General features: G+C 71.6%; 20 protein-coding genes. 8 read left to right on the forward strand and 12 right to left on the reverse strand.

The features are described 5' to 3' along the window. Positions 1-16 precede the first annotated feature (16 nt). Positions 17-577 carry a type 1 glutamine amidotransferase domain-containing protein gene (locus A7B20_RS06600; protein ID WP_102107769.1) on the reverse strand — a complete coding sequence of 187 codons (561 nt, stop codon included), beginning with the start codon at positions 575-577 and terminating at the stop codon, positions 17-19. Positions 578-726: 149 nt separating this feature from the next. Continuing rightward, positions 727-3,279, reverse strand: a complete 2,553-nt coding sequence (gene pepN, locus A7B20_RS06605) for an aminopeptidase N (protein ID WP_102107770.1) — start codon at positions 3,277-3,279, stop codon at positions 727-729. A 161-nt stretch (positions 3,280-3,440) separates the two neighbouring features. On the opposite strand from pepN, the gene A7B20_RS06610 reads away from it, so the two are divergent. The 4 genes from A7B20_RS06610 (at position 3,441) to A7B20_RS06625 (ending at position 5,208) form a co-directional block, all read left to right on the forward strand. Continuing rightward, positions 3,441-3,641 (forward strand): hypothetical protein, encoded by a 201-nt coding sequence (locus A7B20_RS06610; RefSeq protein ID WP_102107771.1) that lies wholly within the window; start codon positions 3,441-3,443, stop codon positions 3,639-3,641. Between the two features lie 17 nt (positions 3,642-3,658). Continuing rightward, positions 3,659-3,835 (forward strand): DUF2256 domain-containing protein, encoded by a 177-nt coding sequence (locus tag A7B20_RS06615; RefSeq protein ID WP_102107772.1) that lies wholly within the window; start codon positions 3,659-3,661, stop codon positions 3,833-3,835. Positions 3,836-3,976: 141 nt separating this feature from the next. Further along, a complete protein-coding gene (locus tag A7B20_RS06620) occupies positions 3,977-4,756 on the forward strand; it encodes a gamma-glutamyl-gamma-aminobutyrate hydrolase family protein (RefSeq protein ID WP_102107773.1) in 780 nt (259 codons plus the stop codon). A 224-nt stretch (positions 4,757-4,980) separates the two neighbouring features. Next, complete coding sequence (locus A7B20_RS06625; protein WP_102107774.1) at positions 4,981-5,208, forward strand: pilus assembly protein; 228 nt, start codon at positions 4,981-4,983, stop codon at positions 5,206-5,208. Between the two features lie 12 nt (positions 5,209-5,220). On the opposite strand, the gene kynU is transcribed toward A7B20_RS06625, so the two are convergent. The 4 genes from kynU to A7B20_RS06645 all read right to left on the reverse strand — a co-directional run bounded on the left by kynU (position 5,221) and on the right by A7B20_RS06645 (position 9,235). Continuing rightward, positions 5,221-6,414 carry a kynureninase gene (kynU, locus tag A7B20_RS06630; RefSeq protein WP_102107775.1) on the reverse strand — a complete coding sequence of 398 codons (1,194 nt, stop codon included), beginning with the start codon at positions 6,412-6,414 and terminating at the stop codon, positions 5,221-5,223. Next, entirely contained in the window at positions 6,411-7,166 is a 756-nt protein-coding gene (locus tag A7B20_RS06635) for an SDR family NAD(P)-dependent oxidoreductase (RefSeq protein ID WP_102107776.1), read from the reverse strand. Before A7B20_RS06635 ends, kynU begins: the two co-directional genes overlap by 4 nt. Before the next feature lie 69 nt (positions 7,167-7,235). After that, positions 7,236-8,372, reverse strand: coding sequence for an N-acetylglucosamine-6-phosphate deacetylase (nagA, locus tag A7B20_RS06640; RefSeq protein WP_102107777.1), 1,137 nt, complete (start codon positions 8,370-8,372; stop codon positions 7,236-7,238). After that, a complete protein-coding gene (locus A7B20_RS06645) occupies positions 8,369-9,235 on the reverse strand; it encodes a glucosamine kinase nucleotide-binding domain-containing protein (protein ID WP_157937616.1) in 867 nt (288 codons plus the stop codon). The genes nagA and A7B20_RS06645 overlap by 4 nt, the downstream gene beginning before the upstream one ends. A 238-nt stretch (positions 9,236-9,473) precedes the next feature. On the opposite strand from A7B20_RS06645, the gene A7B20_RS06650 reads away from it, so the two are divergent. Together A7B20_RS06650 and A7B20_RS06655 are read left to right on the forward strand one after the other, a co-directional pair. Further along, on the forward strand, positions 9,474-11,693 hold the full coding sequence (locus A7B20_RS06650) for a C1 family peptidase (RefSeq protein ID WP_102107779.1): 2,220 nt from the start codon (positions 9,474-9,476) through the stop codon (positions 11,691-11,693). 9 nt (positions 11,694-11,702) lie between these two features. Then, positions 11,703-15,128 carry a D-Ala-D-Ala carboxypeptidase family metallohydrolase gene (locus tag A7B20_RS06655; RefSeq protein ID WP_102107780.1) on the forward strand — a complete coding sequence of 1,142 codons (3,426 nt, stop codon included), beginning with the start codon at positions 11,703-11,705 and terminating at the stop codon, positions 15,126-15,128. Positions 15,129-15,173: 45 nt separating this feature from the next. Here A7B20_RS06655 and A7B20_RS06660 read toward each other — a convergent pair whose 3' ends face one another. Together A7B20_RS06660 and A7B20_RS06665 are read right to left on the reverse strand one after the other, a co-directional pair. Next, positions 15,174-15,944, reverse strand: a complete 771-nt coding sequence (locus A7B20_RS06660) for an SDR family oxidoreductase (RefSeq protein ID WP_216641176.1) — start codon at positions 15,942-15,944, stop codon at positions 15,174-15,176. Positions 15,945-16,098: 154 nt separating this feature from the next. Further along, positions 16,099-17,643 (reverse strand): trimethylamine methyltransferase family protein, encoded by a 1,545-nt coding sequence (locus A7B20_RS06665; protein WP_102107782.1) that lies wholly within the window; start codon positions 17,641-17,643, stop codon positions 16,099-16,101. A gap of 421 nt (positions 17,644-18,064) precedes the next feature. On the opposite strand from A7B20_RS06665, the gene A7B20_RS06670 reads away from it, so the two are divergent. Next, positions 18,065-18,670: an outer membrane protein gene (locus tag A7B20_RS06670; protein ID WP_102107783.1), complete on the forward strand. Its 606-nt coding sequence runs from the start codon at positions 18,065-18,067 to the stop codon at positions 18,668-18,670. Between the two features lie 43 nt (positions 18,671-18,713). Here the strand turns inward: A7B20_RS06670 and A7B20_RS06675 are convergent, their stop codons facing one another. From A7B20_RS06675 to A7B20_RS06690, 4 genes are all read right to left on the reverse strand, one after another. Then, positions 18,714-20,105 (reverse strand): pyridoxal phosphate-dependent decarboxylase family protein, encoded by a 1,392-nt coding sequence (locus A7B20_RS06675; RefSeq protein WP_102107784.1) that lies wholly within the window; start codon positions 20,103-20,105, stop codon positions 18,714-18,716. Between the two features lie 162 nt (positions 20,106-20,267). Continuing rightward, entirely contained in the window at positions 20,268-21,065 is a 798-nt protein-coding gene (locus tag A7B20_RS06680; protein WP_102107785.1) for an isocitrate lyase/PEP mutase family protein, read from the reverse strand. Next, positions 21,062-22,231, reverse strand: a complete 1,170-nt coding sequence (locus A7B20_RS06685; protein WP_102107786.1) for a pyridoxal phosphate-dependent aminotransferase — start codon at positions 22,229-22,231, stop codon at positions 21,062-21,064. The genes A7B20_RS06680 and A7B20_RS06685 overlap by 4 nt, the downstream gene beginning before the upstream one ends. A 108-nt stretch (positions 22,232-22,339) precedes the next feature. Beyond that, positions 22,340-22,678, reverse strand: coding sequence for an MmcQ/YjbR family DNA-binding protein (locus A7B20_RS06690; RefSeq protein WP_102107787.1), 339 nt, complete (start codon positions 22,676-22,678; stop codon positions 22,340-22,342). 250 nt (positions 22,679-22,928) lie between these two features. Here A7B20_RS06690 and cysS point away from each other — a divergent pair, with 250 nt between their 5' ends. Further along, positions 22,929-24,368, forward strand: coding sequence for a cysteine--tRNA ligase (gene cysS, locus A7B20_RS06695; protein WP_102107788.1), 1,440 nt, complete (start codon positions 22,929-22,931; stop codon positions 24,366-24,368). The last annotated feature ends 13 nt before the right edge of the window (positions 24,369-24,381 follow it).

Consider the following 24,381-nt stretch of genomic DNA (forward strand, 5'->3'; position numbering starts at 1 on the left):
GTGGCCATGTGCCGGATCAGGCGGCCTTGCGCTCGTGGCGGCCTTCCTGGATCTCCTCCACGATCTTCTTCACGAAGGCGTCCAGATCGTCGGGGTTGCGGCTGGTGACGATGCCCTTGTCGCAGGCCACTTCCTTGTCCACGACCCTGGCCCCGGCGTTTTTCAGGTCGGTGCGGATCGAGGGATAGGACGTCACCTCGCGGTCGCGCACGACGTCGGCCTCCACCAGCAGCCACGGCCCGTGGCAGATCGCGGCGACGACCTTGCCCGCGTCGAAGAACGAGCGCACCAGCGACACCGCTTCCGGCTTCGTGCGCAGCACGTCGGGGTTGATCTGGCCGCCCGGCAGAACGATGGCGTCGTAATCGGCGACGTTCGCGCTTTCGATGGTCAGGTCGACCTCGGCCTCGCGGCCCCAGTCCGTCTCGTCCCAGCCCTTGATGGCCTTGCCGTCGGGCGAGGCGACGTGGACGGTGGCGCCATGGTCGCGCAGCTTGTCGCGCGGGACTTCCAGTTCGGACTGCTCGAAGCCGTCGGTGGCGATGATCAGGATCTTGGCTTGTTCGATGGTCGGCATGGGTATGCCTCCTTTCAATCTTGCGGTTCGCCCGGAAAACGGGTGAGCCGGACAAGAGTTCCGGGTCTTCCGCGGCGGCAGTGCCTGACGTTTTGCCGCACCGCCTCGGTTTTGGATCGAACGGACGGGGGGCGCCGCCCCCCGCCGCCTCAGCCGAGGATCCGGCCCACCATCTCGGTGCTGTCGCGCGACAGGCCCGGCGCGGCCGCGATCCGCTCCAGCGCCGCGCGCATCATCTGCTGGCGGTCGGCGTCGTAGCGCCGCCAGGTCTCGAAGATCGTCGTCATCCGCGCCGCCGTCTGCGGGTTCTTCGGGTCGAGCCGGATCAGCCAGTCGGCGATCAGCTCGTAGGATTCGCCCGAGGCCTCGTGCAGCCCGGCGTGGTTCGCCGCCAGCCCGCCGATCAGCGACCGGAAGCGGTTCGGGTTCCTCCAGTCGAAATCCGGGTGCTGCGACAGCTTCTCGACGATCCCCGCCGCGTCCTCGGGCGGCGCGTACATCGCCTGCAGGTTGAACCACTTGTCCAGCACCAGCCGGTCGTGGGACCACTGGCGATAGAAGTCGGCGACCTGCGCACCGCCCTCGCCGATGGTCAGCAGCGCCGTCAGCGCGCCCAGCTGCTCGGTCATGTTGTCGGCCTGCTGGAACTGCCTCGCGGCCCGCCTGCCGCCGTCCACCCGGCTGAGGAGCCCGAGCGCCGTCAGGCGCAGGGCCCGCACGCCGGCGGCCTTGGCATCGGGCGTGTAGGGTCCGGGCACGTCCATCGCATCGTAGGTGTCGGCCAGCACGCCCGAAAGGTGCTGCGCGATGGCAAGCGACAGCTTCCGGCGCGCGCCGTGGATCGCCGCCGGATCCGGCGTCATGCCGCCGTCGGCCAGGGTCTGCGCCAGGTCGTCCTCGCCCGGCAGGGCCAGCGCAAGGCTGCGGAACGCGGGGTCGAGGCCGTCGTCGCGCAGCACCTGCTCCAGCGCCGACAGGTAATCGGGCCCCGCGACGCTGCCCTTCGTGATCATCCCCACCAGCACGTCCTTGGCCAGCGCGCGTCCCGCCTCCCAGCGGTTGAACGGGTCGGTGTCGTGGGCCAGAAGGAAGGCGCGGTCCTCGGCCGTCAGGTCGCGCTCGACGATGACGGGGGCCGAGAAGCCACGCAGCAGCGACAGCACGGGGCGCACGCCCTCGGTGTCGAAGGTCAGCACCGTCTCGACCTCGTCCATCTCGACCATCTGGGTTCCGACCATCTCGTGCCCGTCGGGATGCAGAAGGCCGAAGGCCAGCGGGATCACCTGCGGCAGCTTCTCGCTCTGCCCCGGCGTCGGCGGCGTCTCCTGGCGCAGCCGCACGGTCAGGCGGCTGCCCTCGAAGCTTTCCTCGACATGGAGGCGCGGGGTGCCCGACTGGCTGTACCAGCGCTTGAACTGCGCAAGGTCGCGCCCCGTCGCATCCTCGAACACCTTCAGCCAGTCCTCGATCGTGCAGGCCTGCCCGTCGTGGCGGTCGAAGTAGAGGTCCAGCGCCTTGTAGTACCCCTCGTCGCCGACAAGCCGCTTCAGCATGCCGATCACCTCGGCGCCCTTCTCGTAGACCGTCGCGGTGTAGAAGTTGTTGATCTCGATGTAACTTTCCGGCCGCACCGGGTGGGCCAGCGGGCCGTTGTCCTCGCGGAACTGCCGCGCCCTCAGCTGCAGCACCGACTCGATCCGCTTCACCGCGGCCGAGCGCATGTCGCCCGAGAACTGCTGGTCGCGGAACACCGTCAGACCTTCCTTGAGGCAAAGCTGGAACCAGTCGCGGCAGGTGATGCGGTTGCCGGTCCAGTTGTGGAAGTATTCGTGGGCGATGATCCCCTCGATCAGCTCGTAATCGCGGTCGGTCGCCGTCTCGGGCGAGGCGAGGACATACTTCGAATTGAAGATGTTCAGCCCCTTGTTCTCCATCGCCCCCATGTTGAAGTCGTCGACCGCCACGATGTTGAACACGTCGAGGTCATAGGCCCGGCCATAGACCTCCTCGTCCCACTTCATCGAGCGGATCAGCGCGTCGAGCGCATAGTCGCACTTCCCCTCGTCGCCGGGCCGCACCCAGATGTTCAGCGCGACGTCGCGCCCCTCCATCGTCGTGAACCGCCCCGAATGGGCCACCAGGTCCCCCGCGACCAGCGCGAAGAGATAGGCGGGCTTCCTCCAGGGATCGTGCCACTCGGCCCAGCCCTTGCCCTGCGCGGTCGGGTTGCCGTTCGACAGCATCACCGGCAGGTCCGATTCCACCCGCACGTCGAAGGGGGCCATCACGTCGGGACGGTCGGGGTAATAGGTGATCTTGCGGAAGCCCTCGGCCTCGCATTGGGTGCAGTACATGCCGTTCGACATGTAGAGCCCTTCGAGCGCGGTGTTGTCGGCCGGGGCAATCTCCACCTCCGCCTCCCAGACGAAGGCGCCCTCGGGCACCGCGCAGGTCAGGCCCGTCTCCGTGACCTCGGTGTTCACCGGCCTGCCGTCGATCCGCGCCGAGATCAGCTTCAGCTGCTCGCCGTCGAGCTTCAGCTCGCGCGAGGGCGCGGCCTCGGGGTTCGGACGGAAGGCGATCTTCGAGATCACCCGCGTGCCCTGCGGCGACAGCCGGAAGGTCAGCGCGACGTGGTCGATCAGGTGCGAGAAGGGGCGGTATTCCGACAGGTGAACGGCCTGCGGGGCTGCATCTTTCATGGAAGACCTTTCGGAGTGGACTAGATGACGTCGGGACGACGGCCGAGGCGGAGGTTACGGCGGCAGGGCCCGGCCTTCAATGGGGGCACCACGCCGCAAGACCCCGCCCCGGCCCGAACCGCCGCGCCCGGCGCGGCAGAGAAAGAAACGAAGGAAGAAGAATGTCCGCACCGAACACCGACCCCGAGAAACAGGCAAAGCGCCACAAGCCCGCGCTGCTCGGCATGACCGCCGTGGTCATCTATGCCCTGATCCTGCTCGCCGCGCTCATCATCTGGCTCGCCTGGAGGGGCAACACCCCGGAGGAGGAAGGCGCGATGATCGACGCACGCACGGGCGAGACCGTGCAGCCCTCGGAATGACCTGAGGGGAAGGGGCGATGCCGCGCGGCGTGAAGAAGGCCGACCTGCCGCAGAAGACCTGCGCCACCTGCGGCCGTCCCTTCGCCTGGCGCCGGAAATGGGCGCGGGATTGGGAGTCGGTGCGCTTCTGCTCGGACCGCTGCCGCGCGGCGGGGCGGAAGGGTCGGGAGGCCGTCGTGGCCGACAGGGCCTGATCCCCGGGCCGCACCCCGGGACACCGCACAAAATTGCGGCGAACGCTTCCGCCCGCGGCAGTGCGGTGGCGGCGCCCTGTTCTTTTTCCGCCTTTCGCTTTATATGAAAGTCAGGATTGTGTGACAGAGTGAGGCAGCGCAATGGCCCGTCCCGTGGTCGGCATCATCGGCAACCATCACCTCATCAACGAGACCTACCAGGTCCATGCCGGCGGCGCGATGAACTCGGAAGCCGTGTCGCAGGTGACGGGTGCCGTGCCGATGCTGATCCCGGCGGACCCGCGGCTGGTTTCGGTCGAGGAGCTGATGGAGGTCTGCGACGGCTTCCTGCTGACCGGCGGCCGCCCCAACGTCCACCCCGAGGAATACGGCGAGGCGGCGACCGAGGCCCACGGCACCTTCGACCGCGCCCGCGACTCGATCACCCTGCCGCTGGTCCGCGCCTGCGTCGAGCGCGGCCAGCCCTTCTTCGGCGTCTGCCGCGGCTTCCAGGAGGTCAACGTCGCCATGGGCGGCACGCTCTACCCCGAGATCCGCGACCTGCCGGGCCGGATGAACCACAGGATGCCCCCGGACGGCACCATCGAGGAGAAGTTCGCGCTGCGCCACCTCGTGACCTTCACCGAGGGCGGGCCGTTCCACCGGCTGATGGGCGCGCAGGCGGTGATGACGAACACGCTGCACGGGCAGGGGATCCGGACGCCGGGGCCCCGCGTGGTGATCGACGGCCTCGCCCCCGACGGCACCCCCGAGGCGACCTATATCAGGGACGCGCCCGGCTTCACCCTTTCGGTCCAGTGGCACCCGGAATACCGGGCGGCCGAGGATCCGGTGTCGCGCACGCTGTTCTCCGCCTTCGGCGACGCCGTCCGGGCCTGGGCCGAGGCGAAGCACGCGATGCCGGTGCGCAGGATCGCCTGAGGCGGGCGGGCGCGTCAGGACGCGCCCCCGCGGCATCTTTTCCGGCCCGATCCGCGTCCCGCAAAGCCGCCGCGGCGTTTACCTAAAAATCCGCGCAAAGCTTCTTGTTCTCTCAAGAAACTTGCCGAGGATTTGACTCAATCTCCCCCGAAACCAGCCCTCGTGCAGGCGGCGGCCCGGCGTCGTCCCACGCTGTCCATTCACTGGCAAGGAGAGGCAATCCGATGGGATTTGCGAGTTTCATCAAGACCTTCGGACGGTCCGAAGACGGCGCCGTCACGATCGACTGGGTGCTGCTGACAGCATCCGTGGCCGGTCTGGCCGTGGCCGCGATGGCCACCGTCTCGGACGGCACCGGCGATGTGTCCGGGGCGATAAGGCGGCAACTGGAAGACCTGTCGATGTCCGCCGACGATCCGTCCGGACCGCCGCCGCCCGACATCGCGGGATGAGGGGGCGTGCCCTCAGGTCACCGCCGCGCGCGTCCGGCATTCCGCCCGGTCCCAGAGCCCGCCGTCCATCACCGCCCGCAGATGTTCCACCGCCGCCTGCACGTCCTCCATCCCGATGTAGAGCGGGGTGAAGCCGAAGCGCAGGATGTCGGGCGCGCGGAAATCGCCGATCACGCCCCGCGCGATCAGCGCCTGCATGATCGCATAGCCCTCGGGGTGGCGGAACGAGACCTGGCTACCGCGCCGCGCCGGATCGCGGGGCGAGGCGAGGTCCAGGGCGGGGCAGGCGGCCTCGACCCCGGCGATGAAGGCTTCGGACAGGTCGATCGAGCGCGCCCGCACCGCCGCCATGTCGACCCCCTCCCAGACGTCGAGCGCGGCGTCGAGCGCGGCCATCTGGATCACCGGCGGCGTGCCGACCCGCATCCGCTCGATCCCGACGCCGGGGCGGTAGTCCGGGTCGAAGGCGAAGGGCGCCTCGTGCCCCAGCCACCCGGCCAGCGCGGGCTTCATCGCGCCTGCATGGCGTGGCGCGGCATAGATGAAGGCAGGGCCGCCGGGGCCGGAGTTCAGGTACTTGTAGGTGCAGCCGACCGCGAAATCGGCATCGCAGCCCGTCAGGTCCACCGGCAGCGCCCCGGCGGAATGGGCCAGGTCCCAGATCACCAGAGCCCCGGCCTCGTGCGCCTTCTCGGTGATCGCGGCCATGTCGTGCAGCCGCCCTGTGCGGTAGTCGACCTCGGTCAGCATCACCACCGCCACCTCTTCGGTGATCGCCGCCGCCACGTCCTCGGGACGCGGCGTCAGCAGCCGGTGGCCCTGTCCCAGCGTCTCGATCAGGCCGCCCGCCATGTAGAGGTCGGTCGGGAAGTTGCCGTCGTCGGACAGGATCACCTTGCGCTCGGGCCGCAGCGCCAGCGCCGCGGCGAGGGCCTGGTAGACCTTGATCGACAGCGTGTCGCCCAGGACCACCGTCCCCTCCGCCGCGCCGATTAGCCGCGCGATCCGGTCGCCAAGCCGGGCGGGCGCCGCCATCCATCCGGCCCTGTTCCAGCCGGTGATCAGCATCTCGCCCCACTCGTCGCCCATCATCCGGGCGACCCGCTCGGGCGTGGATTTCATCAGCGGCCCCAGGGAGTTGCCGTCGAGATAGATCACCCCCTCGGGCAGCTGGAACTTGGCGCGTGTCGCGGTGAAGTCGGTCATGCCTGGCCCCCTGAAATCTCGATCGCCTGCCCGTTGACGCTGCCCGAGCCGGGGCCGCAGAGCCACATCGCCGCGGCGGCGACCTCCTCGGCCGTCACCAGCCGCTTGTGGGGGTTCACCTGCACCATCATCGCCTCGGCCTCGGCCTGCGACACGCCCGCCCGCGCGCTGATCGCCGCGGTGTTGCGGGTCACGATCTCGGTCGCGACATAGCCGGGGCAGAGCGCGTTGAAGGTGATCCCGGACCCCGCGTAATCTGCCGCCAGCCCGCGGACCAGCCCGACCATGCCGTGTTTTGACGCGGTATAGGCGGGCGCGCCCTTCAGCCCCTTCAGCCCCGCGACCGAGGCGACGGCGATCACCCGCCCCCAGTCGCGCCCCCGCATCGTGCGCAGCGCCGCGCGGATCGTCAGGAAGGCCCCGTCGAGGTTCGTGCCCAGCATCCGCCGCCATTCGGCAAGGTCGGTCTTGTGCAGTGCGCGGCCCTCGGCGATGCCGGCATTGGCGATGCAGATCGAAAGCGGCCCCCGTGCCGCCACGGCCGCGTCGACCGCGGCGTCGAGCGCCGCCTCGTCCAGCACGTCGGCGACCGCCGCGTGCAGCCGCGGATGCGCCGCCGCCTCCTCCAGCGCCGCCGCCCGCCGCCCGGTGATCGTCACCTCGGCCCCGGCGTTGCCCATGGCGCGTGCGATGGCCAGCCCGATGCCGCTGCCGCCCCCGGTGACAAGGGCGTGGTGTCCGGTGAGATCCATGGGTTTTCCTCCTGGCCTTTTGCCGCCGAACCTGACGAAGCGGCGCACGGAGGGCAAGCGGGATCGCCCTCAGGACTCCGGCGGCGCGGCGCTCCAGCGATGGGTGTCGAGGTGGGCGGCGCGGAACGGCGTGCCGGGATCCAGAAAGCCGAGCCCGTCGCCCAGTCCCATCACCGCCGCCGGGCGGCCGGTGGCCATGGCGATGGCGGTGGAAAGCTCGGCGCCGCACTGCTCCACCATCACGCCGACGGCCCGGGGCAGGGTCAGGTGCGCGCCCGCCAAGGTGCCGTCGGCCAGGGTCAGCCGGTCGCCCGCCTTCAGGATCCGCCGCCCGTTCAGGGTGAAGCCGTCGATCTCTGCCCCGACCGTCGCCATGGCGTCGGTGACAAGGAACAGCCCCTCGGGGCAAGCCGCCATCGCGGTGCGGATGGCGGCGGGGTGGACGTGGACCCCGTCCGCGATCAGCCCCGCGGCAAGGCCGGGCAGGTTCAGCGCCGCGCCGACCAGGCCGGGGGTCCGGCCGCCAAGCTGGCTCATCGCGTTGAACAGGTGGGTGACGCCCCGCGCCCCGGCGGCGACGGCTTCGGCGCAGAGGTCGAAAGGGGCGTCGCTGTGGCCGAGGAAGACGGTCGCGCCCGCCTGCGCCAGTTCGGCGATCTGCGCGGGCGACACGGCACCGGGGGCGACGGTCAGCAGCAGCGCGGGCAGGCGGCGGGCGGCATCGCAAAGCAGCGCCAGGTCCTCCGCCGTCATTGGCCGGATCAGCGCGGGGTCGTGGGCCCCGGCGCGGGCAGGGTCGAGGTGCGGCCCTTCGAGGTGCAGCCCCGCGATCCCGTCCATCCCCCCGGCAATCGCCTCGGCCGCGGCGTCGATCGCGCGGCGGGTGGTGTCGGGCGTGTCGGTGATCAGCGTCGGCAGAAGCGCCGCCGTCCCGCTGGCATGGTGGGCCGCGGCGATGGTGGCCAGCGTCGCGGGCTCCGGGGCGTCGTTGAACATCACCCCGCCGCCGCCGTTCACCTGGAGATCAACGAACCCCGGGCAGAGCACGCCGCCGGGCGGGGTGATCCGCCGCGCGTCCGGCGGCAGGTCCGCCCCGGGCAGCAGGGCGGCCAGGCGGCCGTCCTCGACCAGCGCCGCCGTGCCCTCGGGCCGGAAGGCCGCCCCGTCGTGGATCCGGGCGCCGGTGTAGGCGACACGCCCGCTCACAGTGCCGCCGCAAGGGCCAGGGCGTGGTCCACGGCGCTGGCCGCGGGCGCGATCAGCGTCGCCTGCGCCGCGCTGGCGAGGTAGGGCGCATAGGCCGGCCCGACGCCACCCATCAGGCAGAGCCGCGCGCCCGGCCGGAAACCGACCGCGGTCAGCGCGCGGTCGAGATAGGCCGCGGCCTCGAGCATCGCCGCCAGCGCCTGCGTGTCGCCCGCCGCGGCCGCCGCGACGATGCGCGGCGCGAAGCGGGCGTAATCCTCGGCTTTCGCGCCGACGGCGAAGGCGACCAGCCCGCGGGGATCGCCGCCGAGTTCGGCGAGAAGAGCGCGGGTCAGTCCGGAATGGTCGGCGATGCCGTCCTCGCAGAGCAGCACCCGGCGCAGCACCGCGCGCCCGAGGTCCGCGCCCGAGGCCTGGTCGGACAGCGGAAAGCCCCAGCCGCCCGCCCGCCGCAGCCTGCCCCCGGTGCGCCCGGCCACGATGGTGCCGGTGCCGATGGCCAGCACGAAGCCGTCGCCGGATCCGAGCGCGCCGCCCACCTGCAACTCGAGGTCGCCGCCCACCTCGGCGCGCATCGGCAGAAGCTCGGCGAAGGCGCGGCCCATCGCCTCGTCCATGATCCCGGCCAGCCCGATCCGCGCCCGCGCCGCGGCGATCTCCGCCGCCTGCGCACCGGCCAGGGCGGCCACCCGTGCCACCACGGCCCGGACGCTCGACAGCGCCTGCGCGCGGTCGGTGGTGGCGTTGGCCGGGCCGCCCGTGGCCGCGAAGACCTGCGGGCCGTCGGACCAGCGCGCCGCCGCGCGGCAGCCGCTGCCGCCGCCGTCGATCCCAATCAGGAGCTGCCGTGTACCCGTCGCCACGTCCGATCCCCGCGTTCGTTCGCCGTGTCCGTTCCGTCCCCCGGGATCAAGCAGGTCGCGGCGCCGGAGTCGAGACGTTGCCGTGTGAATCCCCCGACCGGAGGCCGGGCCAGGAGCGGTGAACAACTTGAAGTTGCGGAATCATGGGGCGCGGGTTACCATGCGTCAAGTTTCAGATGTCCGATTTCAGTCCGGCCGACACCGCATTTCCGTCGGCGCCGCCACGAGGCCTGCTTCGATGGGTTCCACGACCCCCGGCGCGTCCCTTCGCAACACGATCCGCGAGGATTTCGTCGATCTGCGCGACCAGCCCTATGTCCCGAGCCTCGCGGTGCTGGCCGAACGGCTCCAGCTGCGCGACGCCCTCATGGTGGGCCGGGGCGGTGGCGCGCAGCCGGTGTTCGGCGTCCGCGACCAGGGGGCAAGCGGGCGCTGCGCGGGCTTCGCGCTGGCCAACCTGATCGACCTGCAACGCGCCCTGCAACGGCTTCCGGGGCCCGCCGGGGGCAGGGGGGTGAGCATCGACGACGACATCGTCAGCGCCGACATGCTCTACCACATGGCCTATTTCCACGACCGCTATCCCGATCTCGACGCCGAGCGGGATCCGGGGCAGGAGGGGCTGCGCTCGCTCCGCTCGGCGATCAAGGGCTTCTACCACCACGGCGTCTGCTTCGACTGGCCGCACAACGCCGCCTGCGAGGACAAGGCGCGCTGGCAGAGCGAATGCTACTTCGCGCTCCAGACGCGCCAGATCTACCCGAGCGTCGAGCAGGCGAAGACGGCGCGCGGCACCGGGCTTGGCGCCTATTGCCGGCTCGCCTCGGTGCTGAACCACTTCCACGCCGCGCTGAACGATGCCGAGGCGGTGCTGGTCAGCGCGCGGATCCACGACGGCTGGCAGGCGCTGTCCGACCCCGCGAAGGGTGGCGTCATCCCGCCCCCCGTGGGCGAGGATCGGGGGAACCACGCCTTCGTCATCGTCGGCTACGACGAGCGCGGCTTCCACGTCCTGAACTCCTGGGGGCCGGGCTGGGGCGGCTATCCGCGCGCCGGCGGCCGGTTGCACGGCCTTCCGCAGGCGGGCATCGCGCTCTGGCCCTACGAGGACTGGGCCGAGAACGTGCTCGACGCCTGGGTGCTTCGCCTCGGCGTGCGCGCGCCAAGCGCCTTCGGCGCGGGGATCGGCGAGAAGGGGATGAAGGGCGTCCTGTCGGGCGCGGTGCAGGCCGGATCGCAGCCCTGCTTCGACCTCATGGGGCACTACATCCACCTCGACGACGGCCGCCACGTCGGGACCGGCTCCTATCCCTCCTTCCACACCGGCTGGAAGACGACGCGCGACTATCTCGCCGGGAAACTCCACCCGCAGGAGGAGGGCGCGTGGAAGGGGATCCTGGTGTGGATCCCCGGCAGCCTGGAGGGGATCAAGCCCGCCTTCGCCGCCGCGGTCCAGCGCAAGTCGCGGATCAAGGCGGCGGGGCTCTATCCCTACAACCTCTTTTGGTGCAACGCCTTCGTCGAGAAGTCGATGGAGGTGCTGCAGGGGCTCTTCGACGACTGCGCCGCGCAGGCCGGGCAGAACGGCGCCCATCTCGACGCGCTGATCGAATCCCGCGTCAGCGGGGTCGGGCGCGCCTTCTGGCGCGACATCGAGTTCGGCGCCCGCCGCGCCGTGCTGGGACCGGGCGAGATGCCGGGCGATCCGGGCGACCGGCGGCGCAGGCCGGGAGATCCGAAGGGCGTTCTGCACGGCTTCTTCGACGACGTGCTGACCCTCGCGGCCGAGACCGGGACCGAGCTGCATCTGGTGGCCGAGGGCGCGGGGGTGCTGGTGCTGCACGAGCTTCTGCTCGGGATGGACGGCAACGGGCTGGCCGGGCGGCTGCGCGACGGGCTCTCCTCGCTGCACCTCGTGCATCCGGCGATCGACATGACCCGCGCGGCGCGGCGCATCGTGCCGCAGCTTTCGCGGATGAACGCGCGCATCGGCAGCGACCGGCGGGCCGGTGCCGCGGGCTGGCCCGAGGGGCTGTCGCCGCTGGTGCCGGGAGATCCGGTGCGCCCGGCGACGCTGGTCACGCCTTCGCCTGACCTGGAGAAGCGGGTGGTCTTCGGCGCCTACGGCAAGTCGATCCTGCACCTCGTCGCCAACGCCTTCGAGGACCGCGATCCGCCGCCCCCCGCCCCCGCGCCGGGGCCCGACCCCGGGGCCCCGGACCGGCGGCCTTGGCGGCCCCGCACCTTCCTCGGCACGGCCGCGGTGGCGGCGGAGGGGGTGCTGCCCCGCGGCGCGCGCAAGGCGGTGGTGCAGCTAAAGCGGGTCAGCGGCCAGGTTCACGCGCTCGACAAGGTGCCGCAGACCGTCCTGCAGGCCGAACCGCTGGTCTTCGAACACATCCTGTCCACCATCGTCCGGCTCCGCGACGGCGCGGGCCGCCCGGAACACCCGGCCTAGGAGCATCCCATGGCAAAGATCACGGTCGAAGAGCTGATGGCCAAGATGGCCGACCTCGGAACAAGCGAGTCCGAGCTGGCGCCGTACTTCGTCGCCGACCCCGACGCCTCGCGCGCCTTCGCACCGCGGCTGGTGTTCAACCCCGAGACGGTCGAGATCCCGCTGGGCACCGAGGCGCTGAACCGCAGCGCGGCGGCGATGAACGCGGCCAACTGGTTCGCCCGCCTGCACAGGAAATCCCTTTTCTACGCGCGCCTGCGCGACGGCTACACCGGACCGCTGATCGTCTCCGAAGGCGACAGCTGGTTCCAGTACCCGCTGCTGCTGAAGGACACCATCGACCACCTGAGCGAGACCTACGCCATCCTGTCCCTCGGTGCCGCGGGCGACCTGCTCCAGCACATGGCGGACCAAGCGGAATACATCGGCGCGCTCGAGGAGACGGGGGCGCGGATCCTGCTGCTCTCGGGCGGCGGCAACGACCTGGTGGCGGGCGGCGCGCTGGCCGCGCATCTCGAGGCGTTCGACCCGGACTTCGGCCCCGAGGATTACCTGCTGCCCTCCTTCGACGCCCTCGTGGCCGGCGCGCTCGAACAGTACGGGCGCATGTTCACCCAGGTGCGGCAGCGATTCCCCCATGTCTCGATCCTGTGCCACGGCTACGACTATCCGGTGCCGAACGGCGACCGCTGGCTCGGCAAGCCGATGGAATCCCGCGGGATCCGCAACAAGGCGCTGCAGAAGCACATCGCGCAGGTGATGATGGACCGCTTCAACCGCGGACTGCGCCGCGCCGCCGGGCGCCATCCCCATGTCACCTACATCGACTGCCGCGGCGTGGTCGGCGACGGCCGCTGGCACGACGGGCTGCACCCGACGAACGAGGGCTACCGCGATGTCGCGGCGAAATTCGACCGCGAGATCCGCCGCCTCGCCAACCTGCCCGCCGCGACCCGGGGCGGGGTGCCGCTTCTGACCGCGGGGCCGTTCGGGCTGAAGTCCGACCTGCGCGCCGCGGCCCTCGCGGCCCCGGCGACGGTGGCCGGCGGCGCGGCGAGGGGGATCTCGCTGCACGTCGGGCTGAACACCGTCGATCCGGTGCATTACGACGGCTGGGACGGGCGCCTGACGGCCTGCGAGGCCGACGCCCGCGCCATGTGCGCCCTGGCCGAGACCGAGGGATTCGAGACGCGGATGCTGCTGACCGCCGAGGCCACCCGCGGCGCGGTGACGGCGGCCATCGAGGAGGCGGCGGACGGCCTTCAGCCCGGCGACATGTTCCTGATGACGGTCTCCTCCCACGGCGGCCGGATCCCGGACTTCAACGGCGACGAGGACGAGACCGGCGACGACCGCATGGACGAGACGCTGTGCCTCTACGATTTCCAGCTGATCGACGACGAGCTCTACATGCTCTGGGGCCGGTTCCGGGCCGGGGTGCGCATCCTCATGGTGCCCGACACCTGCCATTCGGGCTCCATGGTGCGCATCGGACGGCCGCTGGCCGGGCTGACGTTCAACATTCCGGACACCGTGGCGGCTGCCGTCACCGCCGCCGCGACGCCGCGGGCGATGCCGCTCGGGGTTGAGGACCGGGTCTGGCGGAAGAACCTCGAGGCCTACCGCAAGGTCTCGCTCGGGCTGCCGAAGACGCGGGAGTCCGACATCATGAACCCGCTGATCAGCCCGGTGCACGCCTCGGTGCTGAACCTCGGCGCCTGCCGGGACGACCAGTTCGCCATGGACGGCCCGGCCCACGGCGCCTTCACCCAGGCGCTGCTCGACACCTGGCAGGGCGGGGCGTTCTCCGGCGACTATGCCGCCTTCCGCGCCGCCATCGACGCCCGGATCGCCAGCCCTGCTCAGACCCCGCAGCTGTTCGACCGGCTGCACAAGGCGCCCCTGTTCATCGACGACCGCCCCTTCACCATCCAGCCCCGCGCGGCGGCGGCAGAGGCCACGGCAATGCCCTCGGCGGCGATCCCCGCCGCGCGGCCGCCCGTCCCCGCCGCCGCCCCCCAGGAAACGGAGGAAGAGACCGAGACCAGCGACCAGCTGCCCGAGGCCGAGGTGCAGGCGATTTTCGATGCCAACGCCCGCGGCGCGCGCCCGCGCTCGGGCGGCGCGGCGGCGGCCTGGGCCGATTACGCGGACTTCGACCTGTTCATCCGCTCCCTCGGGCTTGCCCATTTCACTAGTGACGAGTTCCTGGTGCTCGGCGGCTCGCACACCAGCACCACCTCGCCCTGCGCCGGGCTGAACACCTATCCGCCGCGCGCGCTCTGGCCGAACATCGCGAGGACGGCGCGGGTGCTCGACCACCTGCGCGGCCGCCTCGGCCGGCCCATCGCGATCACCAACGCCTACCGCGCCCCCGCCTACAACGCCTGCCTGCCCGGCACCGCGTCCCAGAGTGTCCACATGTCGTTCCACGCGCTCGACTTCCAGGTGTCGGGCATGGCCGCCCCCGAGGTGGCCATGGCGCTGCGCTGGCTGCGCGACCGCGAGGGGCTCTTCGCGGGCGGGATCGGCCGGTACAACACCTTCACTCACGTCGACACCCGCGGCAGCAACGCCACCTGGCCCCCGGCCTTCCGCGACGCGCCCCTGCCCGAGAGCTCGCCCGTCGGCGGCCCGCAGCCGCAGAACCGGGCCGAGCGGGCGGCGATGCTTCAGGCGGTGGAGCTTGCCCCGGCGAAGGCGCCGCGCGGCAAGTCCCGCTCGGCCTTCGCCGAGCCGGTGCGCCGCGACGCGCCGCTGGAGGCGCCGGAGATCGGCCTGGGGCAGCAGACGGCCAAGGCCCTCGTCGCCGCCGCCGGGGTGGTGTCCTTCACCGACAGCCTGACGCCCGCGCAGAAGGAGGACGTGCTGCTCTCGACCCTCTTCGCGCAGCGCGCGGCGGATGCGAAGGTGGATCCGGTGGCCGACCGCGCCGCCTGGTTCGGCATCTACATGGACATGCTGAGCCTCATGGGCTGGAGCCGCGTCGCGCAGCCGTTCGAGGACAGCCGCAGGCTGACCGGCGGCGGCAGCTTCGAATCGGTGATCCTCGGCACCCTGGCCGCGGTGGCCACCGGCGCGCAGATGGCGGTCGTGCAAAGCGCGCTCGACGCGCTGAAGGCGCTGGCCGAGGACGACGGCCGGATCAAGTTGTTCGACCTGTCGACGACGAAGGGCCGGGGGTCGAACTTCCAGATCGCCAGCGCCGAGGCGGCGGGCGAGGCGGTGTCGATGGCGCTCGGCGCGTTCTCCCTCAGCTTCGAGGACGCGCGCCGCAACATCCTGTTCGTCTCCTGGGGCAGCCAGACCGTGGACTACTGGATGTCGGCGGGCAGCCTGCTGCTCAGCCCGTCGATCTTCGCCGACGTCCGCCCGATCCTGCGCGAGAAGCTGGCCGAAAGCCGCAAGGCGCTGCTGATGGACATCGAGATATGAGGGCGCTCCTCAAGCGGGCGCCGGGCTTCGGCACCCGCGCACCGCTCACCCGGCGAGCCAGCCGCCGTCCACCATCACGCAGCTGCCGGTCGTGAAGGACGCCGTGTCGCCCGCGAGGAACAGGATCGCCTGCGCCACCTCCTCCGCCCGCCCGAGCCGCCCCATGGGATGGCGCGCGACCGACCGGGCGCGGGCCGCCGCGGGGTCGGGGCTGCGGGCGAAGCTGCGCGCCAGCAGGGGCGTCTCGATGGCGCCGGGGATCACGGTGTTCACGCGGATCCCCTGCTCGGCATGGTCCAGCGCCATGGACCGCGCCAGGCTCATCACCGCGCCCTTCCCCGCGAGGTAGGCGGCGTTCGACCGCCCGCCCGCCAGCGCCAGCTGCGAGCCGACCATGACGATGGCGCCGCCGCGCTCGGCCATGGCGCGCGCCCCCTGCTGCGCCCAGAGGTAGGTGCCGTCGAGCACGGTGCCGAGCACCGCGCGCCAGCCGGCGAAGTCGCCGTCGGCCACGCTCTTGCCGTCCGACCAGCCCGCGGCGGTCACGAGGATGTCCATCGGCCCGCACTGCTCGGCCACGGCGGCGGCGTGGTCGGCGACCACCGCCGGGTCCCCCACGTCGCCCGAAAGCAGCAGCGCCGCCGGGAACTCGCGCGCCAGCGCGGCGAGCGACTCCCGCTCGCGGTCCACCAGCGCCAGCCGCGCGCCGCAGGTGGCGAAGAGCCGGGCGGTCGCCAGCCCGATCCCCGAGCCCGCGCCGGTGATGACCGCGACCTGACCGGCCAGCGGCGACATGCGTTGGAACGCGGTACTCATCTGCAGACCCCTCATCGCGCAGGGCGACCGCACCGGCGGACCGCCCAACCCCATCCCGACGCCAAAACCCGCACCGCCGCAAGCGGAGACCTTCGGACGGGACCGCTTCCGGCGGCGAGCCGCTGCGCGGGCACCGCGCCCGGCCGCCCGCCGCTCAGGACACCGGCAGGTGGATGCGGAACTGCGCCCGGATCCGCGCATCGGTCGGCGGATCGAACCGGGCGCGCACCGGCATGGCCAGAAGCTCGGCCTTGCGGCGCGTCGCGTTCTTCAGCAAGTCCGGGCGCTGGCGCTCCTCCCATTCCTTCGGGCTCGTCCGGTCGCCGAGGGCGGGGTAGATGTAATCGGTCTGCATCCGCGCCAGCGTCTGGTCGGATCCGAGGTAATGCCCCGGCCCGCCGAGACAGGTCGCGCGCATCACCTCGAGCGACAGCGTGTCGTCGTCCACCTCGATCCCCCGCACGCAGCGCAGCGCCTGGCCGATCAGGTCGTCCCCGAGGATCAGCGATTCCATGCAGAACCCCAGGAGCGAGGCATGCATTCCCGCCGCCTCGTACACCAGGTTGAGCCCCGAGAGCCCCGCCATGACGTTCGAGCACATCTGCTCCCACCCCGCCTGCATGTCCGGCAGCTTGGCATCGGCGATCCCCGCCGCCGCCCCGCCGGGCAGGCCGTAGAAGCGATGCATCTGCGCGCAGCCCGCCGTCAGCAGCGCCTGCTCGCCGGACCCGCCCGACATCGCGCCGGTGCGCAGGTCCGACACGAAGGGCCAGGTGCCGAAGATCGCCGGGAACCCCGGGGCGATCGAGTTGACGTAGACGACGCCGGCCAGGCACTCGGCCACCGCCTGCACGATGGCCCCCGCGATCGGGGCGGGCGCCGTGGCCCCGGCCTGGCCCGCCGAGAGCAGCAGCACCGGCATCCCCCCCGCGATGCAGCGCTCCATCACCATGCAGCTTTCGGTGGCGAACTTCATCGGCGGCACGACGAAGCAGTTCGAGTTCGACACGAAGGGCCGCGCCCGCCACTCCGCCTCGCCGCCCGCCATCAGGTGCAGCATGTCGAAGGCCAGCGGCACCGAGGCAAGCTCGAAGAACGAGGTGCCGACATGCTTCGTCGTCCCCGCGCAGCAGGCATAGAGCGTGTTCAGGTCCATCTCGACATTGTCGGGGATGTCGCGGCAGACCATGGGGCGCTGCACGAAATGGATGTTGTCCAGACGGTCGGCGATCCGCGCCGCGTCGTGCAGATCCTGTACGGTCGAGTCGCGATAGCTGCGCCCGTCCACGTCCACCACATGCACCGCCGCGCCCGCGGTGCCGTAGTGCACCCGCGTGCCCGACAGAGCGAGATCATGTTCGGGGGCGCGGCCATGCAGCGTGATCCCCCGCGCCGCCTTCGCCAGCATGTCCTCGACCAGCGCGGGCGAGAAGCGCAGCCGCCCGTCCTCGCCCAGCCGCGCCCCCGCCGCGGTCATCGCGGCGATCCCGCTCGGCGGCGCGTCGGCCAGCCCGATCTCGTCGAGGGCGCGCAGCGCGGCGTTGTGGATGCGCAGCACTTCGGCCTCGCTCAGGGGGGCGTAGAGCCCGCCGCTCATCCCCGCACGCACCGGGCGCAGGGCCTGGGGCAGGGGGGCGGCGCGGGCGGCCTTCCGGGCGGTTCGCCCGCCGGCGCGGCGGGTCTGGACGAGTTCGGTCATGGGGGCGGCTTTCGGATCTGCGGAGAGGCGTGGGAACGGCGGTTGAATTGCAGCGGGCGCCCTCAGGGACGTCCCCGCGCGGCGCGGCCGCGGCGGGCGCCGATGGTCCGCGCAACGAGGGCGATCCGCCAGTATCCGGCCACGGCACACCTCACATGACCCCGGTGATGGCGCCCACGCTGCGGCCCGGCCGGGGCGCGGTCTGTTCCGTTTGCGGCGCGATGTCGGTTTCGGACAGCGGCGGCGATCTGCCGGAACGGCGCGCATACCCGGCAAGGGATGGCCCATCGCATCCCCGCGCGCGGTTTCGTGAGCGCCCGGGGGGAACATCCCCCGGGAGAATTCATTAGGTGGGCACAGACGCCGCAGTGCAGCGGCGCCAAGACGCTGGATTCACCAGCCAGACGAACGGAGCAGACACATGAAGATCATCGCAACCACCGCCATCCTGTCCGCGGCTGCCTTCCCGGCCTTTGCCGGCGGCCTGACCCAGCCCCAGCCCGAGCCGGTCATCGCGGCCCCCGTGGCCCCGGCCCCGGTCTACAGCGGCGCCGACTGGACCGGCGGCTATGTCGGGGCGCAGCTGTCCTATGGCGACCTGAACGCCGACACCGGCGTGGTGGACGACGGCGCCAGCGGCGTGGTCGGCGGCCTGAACGCGGGCTACCTCTACGACTTCGGGAAGTTCGTCGTCGGTGGCGAGCTCAGCGCCAATGCGGCGGACCTCGACTTCGACAGCGGCAACGGCTCGATCGACAGCCTGACCCAGGCGAAGCTGAAGATGGGCTACGACGCCGGGCGCACGCTGCTCTACGGCACCATCGGCGCGGCCTATGCCGACGGCACCATCGGCGGCGTCGGCGCCAACGACTTCGGCTACGAGGTCGGCGCGGGCATCGACTACATGGTGACGGAGAACGTCTCGGTCGGCGGCGAAGTGACCTACAACCGCTTCGACGACTTCGACGGCACCGGCACCGACATCGACGCGACCACGGTCGGCGCGAACGTCGCCTACCACTTCTGAGAGACGAGGGTCCGGGCCGGGAGGCCCGGACCGCGCTGCGGGATCAGGCCTCCCCCCCGACCAGGTCCCGCAGCACCTCCTCCACCGTCATCACGTCCTCGCGGGTGCAGTCGAACTGCCCCACCGAGACGCGGATCACGAAGCGCCCCGCGTGCCGGGTCTGCGTCAGGTACACCCGCCCGTCATCGTTGATCCGGCGAAGCAGCGCCTCGGTCTCCGCGTCCGAGCGGTAGCGGAAGGTGAAGAGCGACAGCGCCGGACCGGTCACGATCTCGAACCCCGGAAGCGCCGCCACGGCCTCCGAAAGCTCCCGCGCCCAGGCGACATGGTTGCGGATCCGCTCTCGCAACCCCTCCAGCCCGTAGGCGCGCAGCGTGAACCACAGTTTCAGCGCCCGGAACCGTCGGCCGAGAGGCACGGTCCAGTCGTTGTAATCCGTGACCTGCGCCTGCCCGAGCGTCTTCAGGTAGTCCGGCTTCATCGTCAGGGTGCGCAGCTGGTCCGCCGGGTCGGCCAGGACCTGCACCGCGCAATCGAACTGCGCGCCGAGCCATTTGTGGGGGTTGAACACCACGCTGTCCGCGCCCTCGATGCCCGACCACAGCGACCGGAACTCCGGGCAGATCATCGCCGAACCCGCCCAGGCGGCATCCACGTGCACCGGCAGCCCGTGCGCCTTCGCCACATCCACGCAGGCCCCGACCGGATCGCAGGCGCCGATCCCCGTGCCGCCGACGCAGAGCACCACGCCGACCGGCAGGAACCCGGCGCCGATGTCGGACCGGATCGCCGCGTCCAGTGCCTGCGGGTCCATCCCGTGACCCGCGCCGGTCGCCACCTTCACCAGGTTCTCCTGCCCGATCCCGGCGATCCTGACCGCCTTGTCGACCGAGGAATGGGTCTCGGCGCTGGCATAGAGCCGCAGCCGCCTCTGCCCCGACAGCCCCGCCGCGTTGCCCTGCCAGTCGAGCGCCGCCTCGCGCATCGCCAGCACCGCCGACAGCGTCGCCGTCGTCGCGCTGTCGTGGATCGTGCCGGTCCACGTCCCGGGCAACCCGAGGGCCGAGAGCAGCCAGCGGATCATCACCCCCTCGATCTCGGTCGCCGCCGGCGCGGTCTGCCAGAGCATCCCCTGGCCCGCCATGGCATTGGCCAGCTGTTCCGCCAGCATCGAGGCCGGGGAGGCGTTGGCGGGGAAATAGGCGAAGAAGCGGGGATGCTGCCAGTGGGTCGTCGCCCCCGGCACGATCGCCTCGAAATCCGTGAAGATCCGCTCCATCGGCTCCGCCTGCTCGGGCGCCGCCGACGGCAGTTGCGCGGCCACCGCTCCCGGAGTCACCCGCGGCCGCACCGGCCTCTCCCTCAGCCCCGCGTGATACTCCCGCGCCCAGTCCGCCGCCCGCTTCGCCCAGTGATTCAGTTCGTCGTGGTTCACGCCACTCCCCCGCCGTTCCCCGTCAAGAAAAACGGGCCCCGGAGTCTTCCCCGGCCCCCCTCATCCATGCTTCCTTAAATATCCCGGGGTCCGGGGCAGAGCCCCGGTCCCGCACTCTCGACCTTCGCAGGGTTTGCCGCTCGGGGAAGTCCGGTCCCACCCTCACCCCAGATACCGGTCCACGTCCTTCCCGCCCATGACCTTCATCGCCGCGAACTCCCCCCGCTCGAGGATCGCGCGTCCCGCCTCCTCGATCACCCGGTGGGTCGCGCGGGCCAGCGAGGAGCCGAGCGAGATCCGCGCCACCCCGAGCGCCGCCAGCTCCGCGCGGGAAAGCCGCATCATCGGCCCCGCGGCCAGGGCGTTCACCGGGACGGAGACCGCGGCGCAGACCGCCGCCTGGTCCTCGGCCGTGCCGGGCAGGGGGACATAGACGCAGTCCGCCCCCGCCTCGGCGAAGGCCCTCACCCGCCGGATCGCCTCGGCAAGGTCGTAGGCGCCGGTCATCACCCCGTCGGCGCGGGCGCAGAGCACGAAGTCCTCGGGCAGCGCCCGCGCGGCCGCGGCGGCGGCGGACACCTTCTCCACCGCCAGCGCGAGGTCGTAGACGCCGCCCTCCGAGGGCACGTCCTCCAGCGAGATCCCGGCCAGCCCCGCCTCCGCCGCGAGACGGACGATTCCGGCGGCGCTGTCGGCGGTGTCGCCCCAGCCGTTCTCGAAATCGCCCGAGACCGGGACCGCCACCGCCGCGGCGAGGGCGGCGGCATGGGCCAGCGCCTCGTCCCGGCTGACGCGCCCGTCGGGGCGGCCCAGGGTGAAGGCATGGGCGGCGGAGGAGGTGCCGATCGCCTCGGCCCCCATCCCCGCGAGCATCTTCGCGCTGCCGAGGTCCCAGGCGTTCATCAGCACGAACGGGTCGCCCGGCCGGTGCAGCGCGCGGAAGGCGGCGCCGCGGCTCATGCGAGGGTTCCCGCGAACGCCACCAGCGTCTTCAGCGCGGCGGCGAAGCGGTCGTCGTCCACCGTCATCGCCACGCGGACATGGCCCGCGGCGCAGGTGCCGAAGCTTTCGCCGGGCATCACCGCGATCCGGTGGGTGTCGAGCAGGCGGTTGGCGAACTCCTCCCCCGACAGCCCCGTGGCGCGGATGTCGAGCATGACGTACATCGCCCCCTTCGAGGGCACCGCGCGCACCGTGTTCTGCCCGGCCAGCACCGACCGCGCGATGTCGCGGCGGCGGCGGAACGGGGCGGCGACCTTTTCTTCCAGCGCGGCGCCTTCCGAGAACGCGAAGACCGAGGCCTCCTGGATGTAACCCGGCACGCCGTAGGTGGTGTTGGTGGCGAGGTTAATCAGGTGCTCGATCACCGGCGCGTCGGCGACGATCCAGCCGCAGCGGCTGCCGGTCATCGCGTGGCTCTTCGACATCGAGCCGATCACCAGCGTCCGCTCGGCCATGCCGGGCAGGGCGCGGGGCGACAGGTGCGCGCCCTCCCAGACCTGGGTGTCGTAGACCTCGTCCGAGATCAGCCACAGCCCGTGGTCCTGCACCGCCCCCGCGATCCCCTCCAGCGTCGCACGGGTGTAGATCGAGCCGGTGGGGTTGTTCGGCGTGTTGACGAGCAGGGAACGCGCGCCCCCGGCCACCGCCTCGATATCCGCGCGGCGGGGCTGGAAGTCGTTCTCGGGGTCGGTCTTCACCGACACGGGGTCCAGCCCGAGCGAGCGCAGGGTGCCGGGGTAGGTGGCATAGTAGGGATCGACGATCAGCGCCCGATCGCCGGGATCGCCGACGGCGAGGTGGGTGGCGAACAGCGCCGACTGGCCGCCCGGCGTGATCAGCACGTTCTCGGGGCCGGTCTTCACGCCGGTCCGCGCCTCCACCCGCTCGGCCACGGCGCGGCGCAGGGCGGGGATGCCGGGGACGATGGCGTATCCGGTGGCGCCGCCCCGCGCGGCGCGGCCCATGGCGGCGAGGATCGTCTCGTCGGTGCGGATGTCGTGCTCGCCGATGGTCAGCTCGATCACCGGCTCTCCGGCGGCCACCATGGCGCGGGCGCGATAGAACACGTCCCAGCCGTCGCTGCCTTCTGCGAGGATTCCGGTGATGCGGCGCGACAGTTCCATGGGACCTCCTGAGACAAGCGCGCGCAGGGGACATGGCGGCCGTGAAAATGTCAAACCCCGGATGCCCGAGATCGCGTGATGGCGCCCATCACCGAACGTGAACTCCCCTCAGCCGAGCGCCGCCCGCACCTTCTTCGGCAGGCCCGCGCGGATCGTGGCATAGGAGCTTTCGATGCGGTGCCCGAGAGCCCCGGCATCGGTGGTCGCGAAGGGCAGGTGGACCCAGGAGCGGTGGAAGTAGGGCGCGCGCTCGGCCGCGCCGACCTCGACCAGCATCTCCGCCGTCCCGACATCGGGGCACTTGACCGAGACACCGGTGCCTGAGGTGCCGACGACCGCGAACATCTTGCCGCCCACCTTCCAGGCATCGTGACCGCCGCCCCAGGGGTCGCTGTTCTCGGCCCCGGGAAGTGCTGCGCAAATGCGGTTGACGGTGTCGCGGCTCATGGGCCGAGCCTGCGGCGGAGCCGTGCCGCGGGCAAGCGGAATCCCCGGGCCGGCGGACGCCGCCGGACTTGCCCGGATGCGCCGCCCGTGCTATCGCCGCGCCCATGACCAGACCCGCCCCCATCCGCTGCTGCATTACCCGCTGACATCGCCGCGCGGGCCGGTCTTCTGTTTCCAAACACCTCCGAAGCCGATAAGCCCGCCGCGGTACCGCGTGCGCCTTTTGCCGTTCGTGCCAGGAGAGACAGACATGACCGAGATCCGGCTCCACAACTCGAAGACCCGCAGGAAAGAGGTCTTCGTTCCGCTCGACCCCGGAAACGTGCGGATGTATGTCTGCGGGCCCACCGTCTATGACCGCGCCCACCTCGGCAACGCGCGCCCCGCGGTGGTCTTCGACGTGCTGTTCCGCCTGCTGCGCCACGTCTACGGGGCGGGGCACGTCACCTATGTCCGGAACATCACAGACGTCGACGACAAGATCAACGCGCGGGCGGCGGAGAGCGGGCGGTCGATCGGCGATATCACCGAGGAGACGACGGGCTGGTATCTCGAGGACATGGCCGCGCTCGGCGTGATGGAGCCGACGCACATGCCGCGGGCGACAGGCTACATCGCGCAGATGATCGCGATGATCGCCGGGCTGATCGAGAGCGGCCACGCCTACGAGGCGGAGGGCCACGTGCTGTTCGCGGTGGAAAGCTATGCCGCGTACGGCGCGCTGTCGGGGCGGTCGGTGGACGACATGATCGCGGGCGCGCGGGTCGAGGTCGCGCCCTACAAGCGCAACCCGATGGATTTCGTGATGTGGAAACCCTCGCCCGAGGGGCTGCCCGGGTGGGACTCGCCCTGGGGCCGGGGGCGGCCCGGCTGGCACATCGAGTGCTCGGCCATGGCGGCGGACCTGCTGGGCGACAGCTTCGACATCCACGGCGGCGGCAACGACCTGATGTTCCCGCACCACGAGAACGAGATCGCCCAGTCCGCCTGCGCCCACCCCGGCGTCGAGATGGCGCAGGTCTGGATGCACAACGAGATGCTGATGGTGGAGGGGAAGAAGATGTCGAAATCCCTCGGCAACTTCTTCACCGTGCGCGACCTGCTGGAACAGGGGGTGCCCGGCGAGGTGATCCGCTTCGTGCTGCTGTCGACGCATTACGGCAAGCCGATGGACTGGACCGAGGCCAAGCGCGAGGAGGCCACCGCGACACTGAAACGCTGGTACGCCATCCTGCACCGCCACGGTTTCACCGCCCGGCTGGTCGAGACGCTGCGCCAGGGCGGACAGTGGCAGGCGGACGCCGAGTTCGCGGGCGTGCTGGCCAACGACCTGAACGCGCCGGGCGCCATCGCGCGGCTGCACGTGCTGTCCAAGGGGCACACGGCCCCGGCGCTGGCGGGCTTCGCCCACGGGCTCGACATGCTGGGACTGGTTGCGGACTGGGACCGGCTGGGCGAGATGGCCGGGATCGCGGCGGCGGAGCAGGTGGTGCCGGACTGGGTCGGCCCGCTGGTCGAGGACCTGCTGGCCCGCCGCCAGGCGGCGCGGGCGGGCAGGGACTGGGCCGAGGCGGACCGGCTGCGCGACCTCCTGAACGCGGCGGGGGTGAACGTGACGGACGTGGGCGGCGGTGCCTCGTGGTCCCCGGGAGAGCGCTTCGATCCGGCCGTGCTGGAGGCGCTGCGGTGAGGGCGGCGCGCAC

The sequence above is a fragment of the Oceaniglobus roseus genome, assembly GCF_002869745.1.
In the GTDB taxonomy this organism is placed as follows: domain Bacteria; phylum Pseudomonadota; class Alphaproteobacteria; order Rhodobacterales; family Rhodobacteraceae; genus Oceaniglobus; species Oceaniglobus roseus.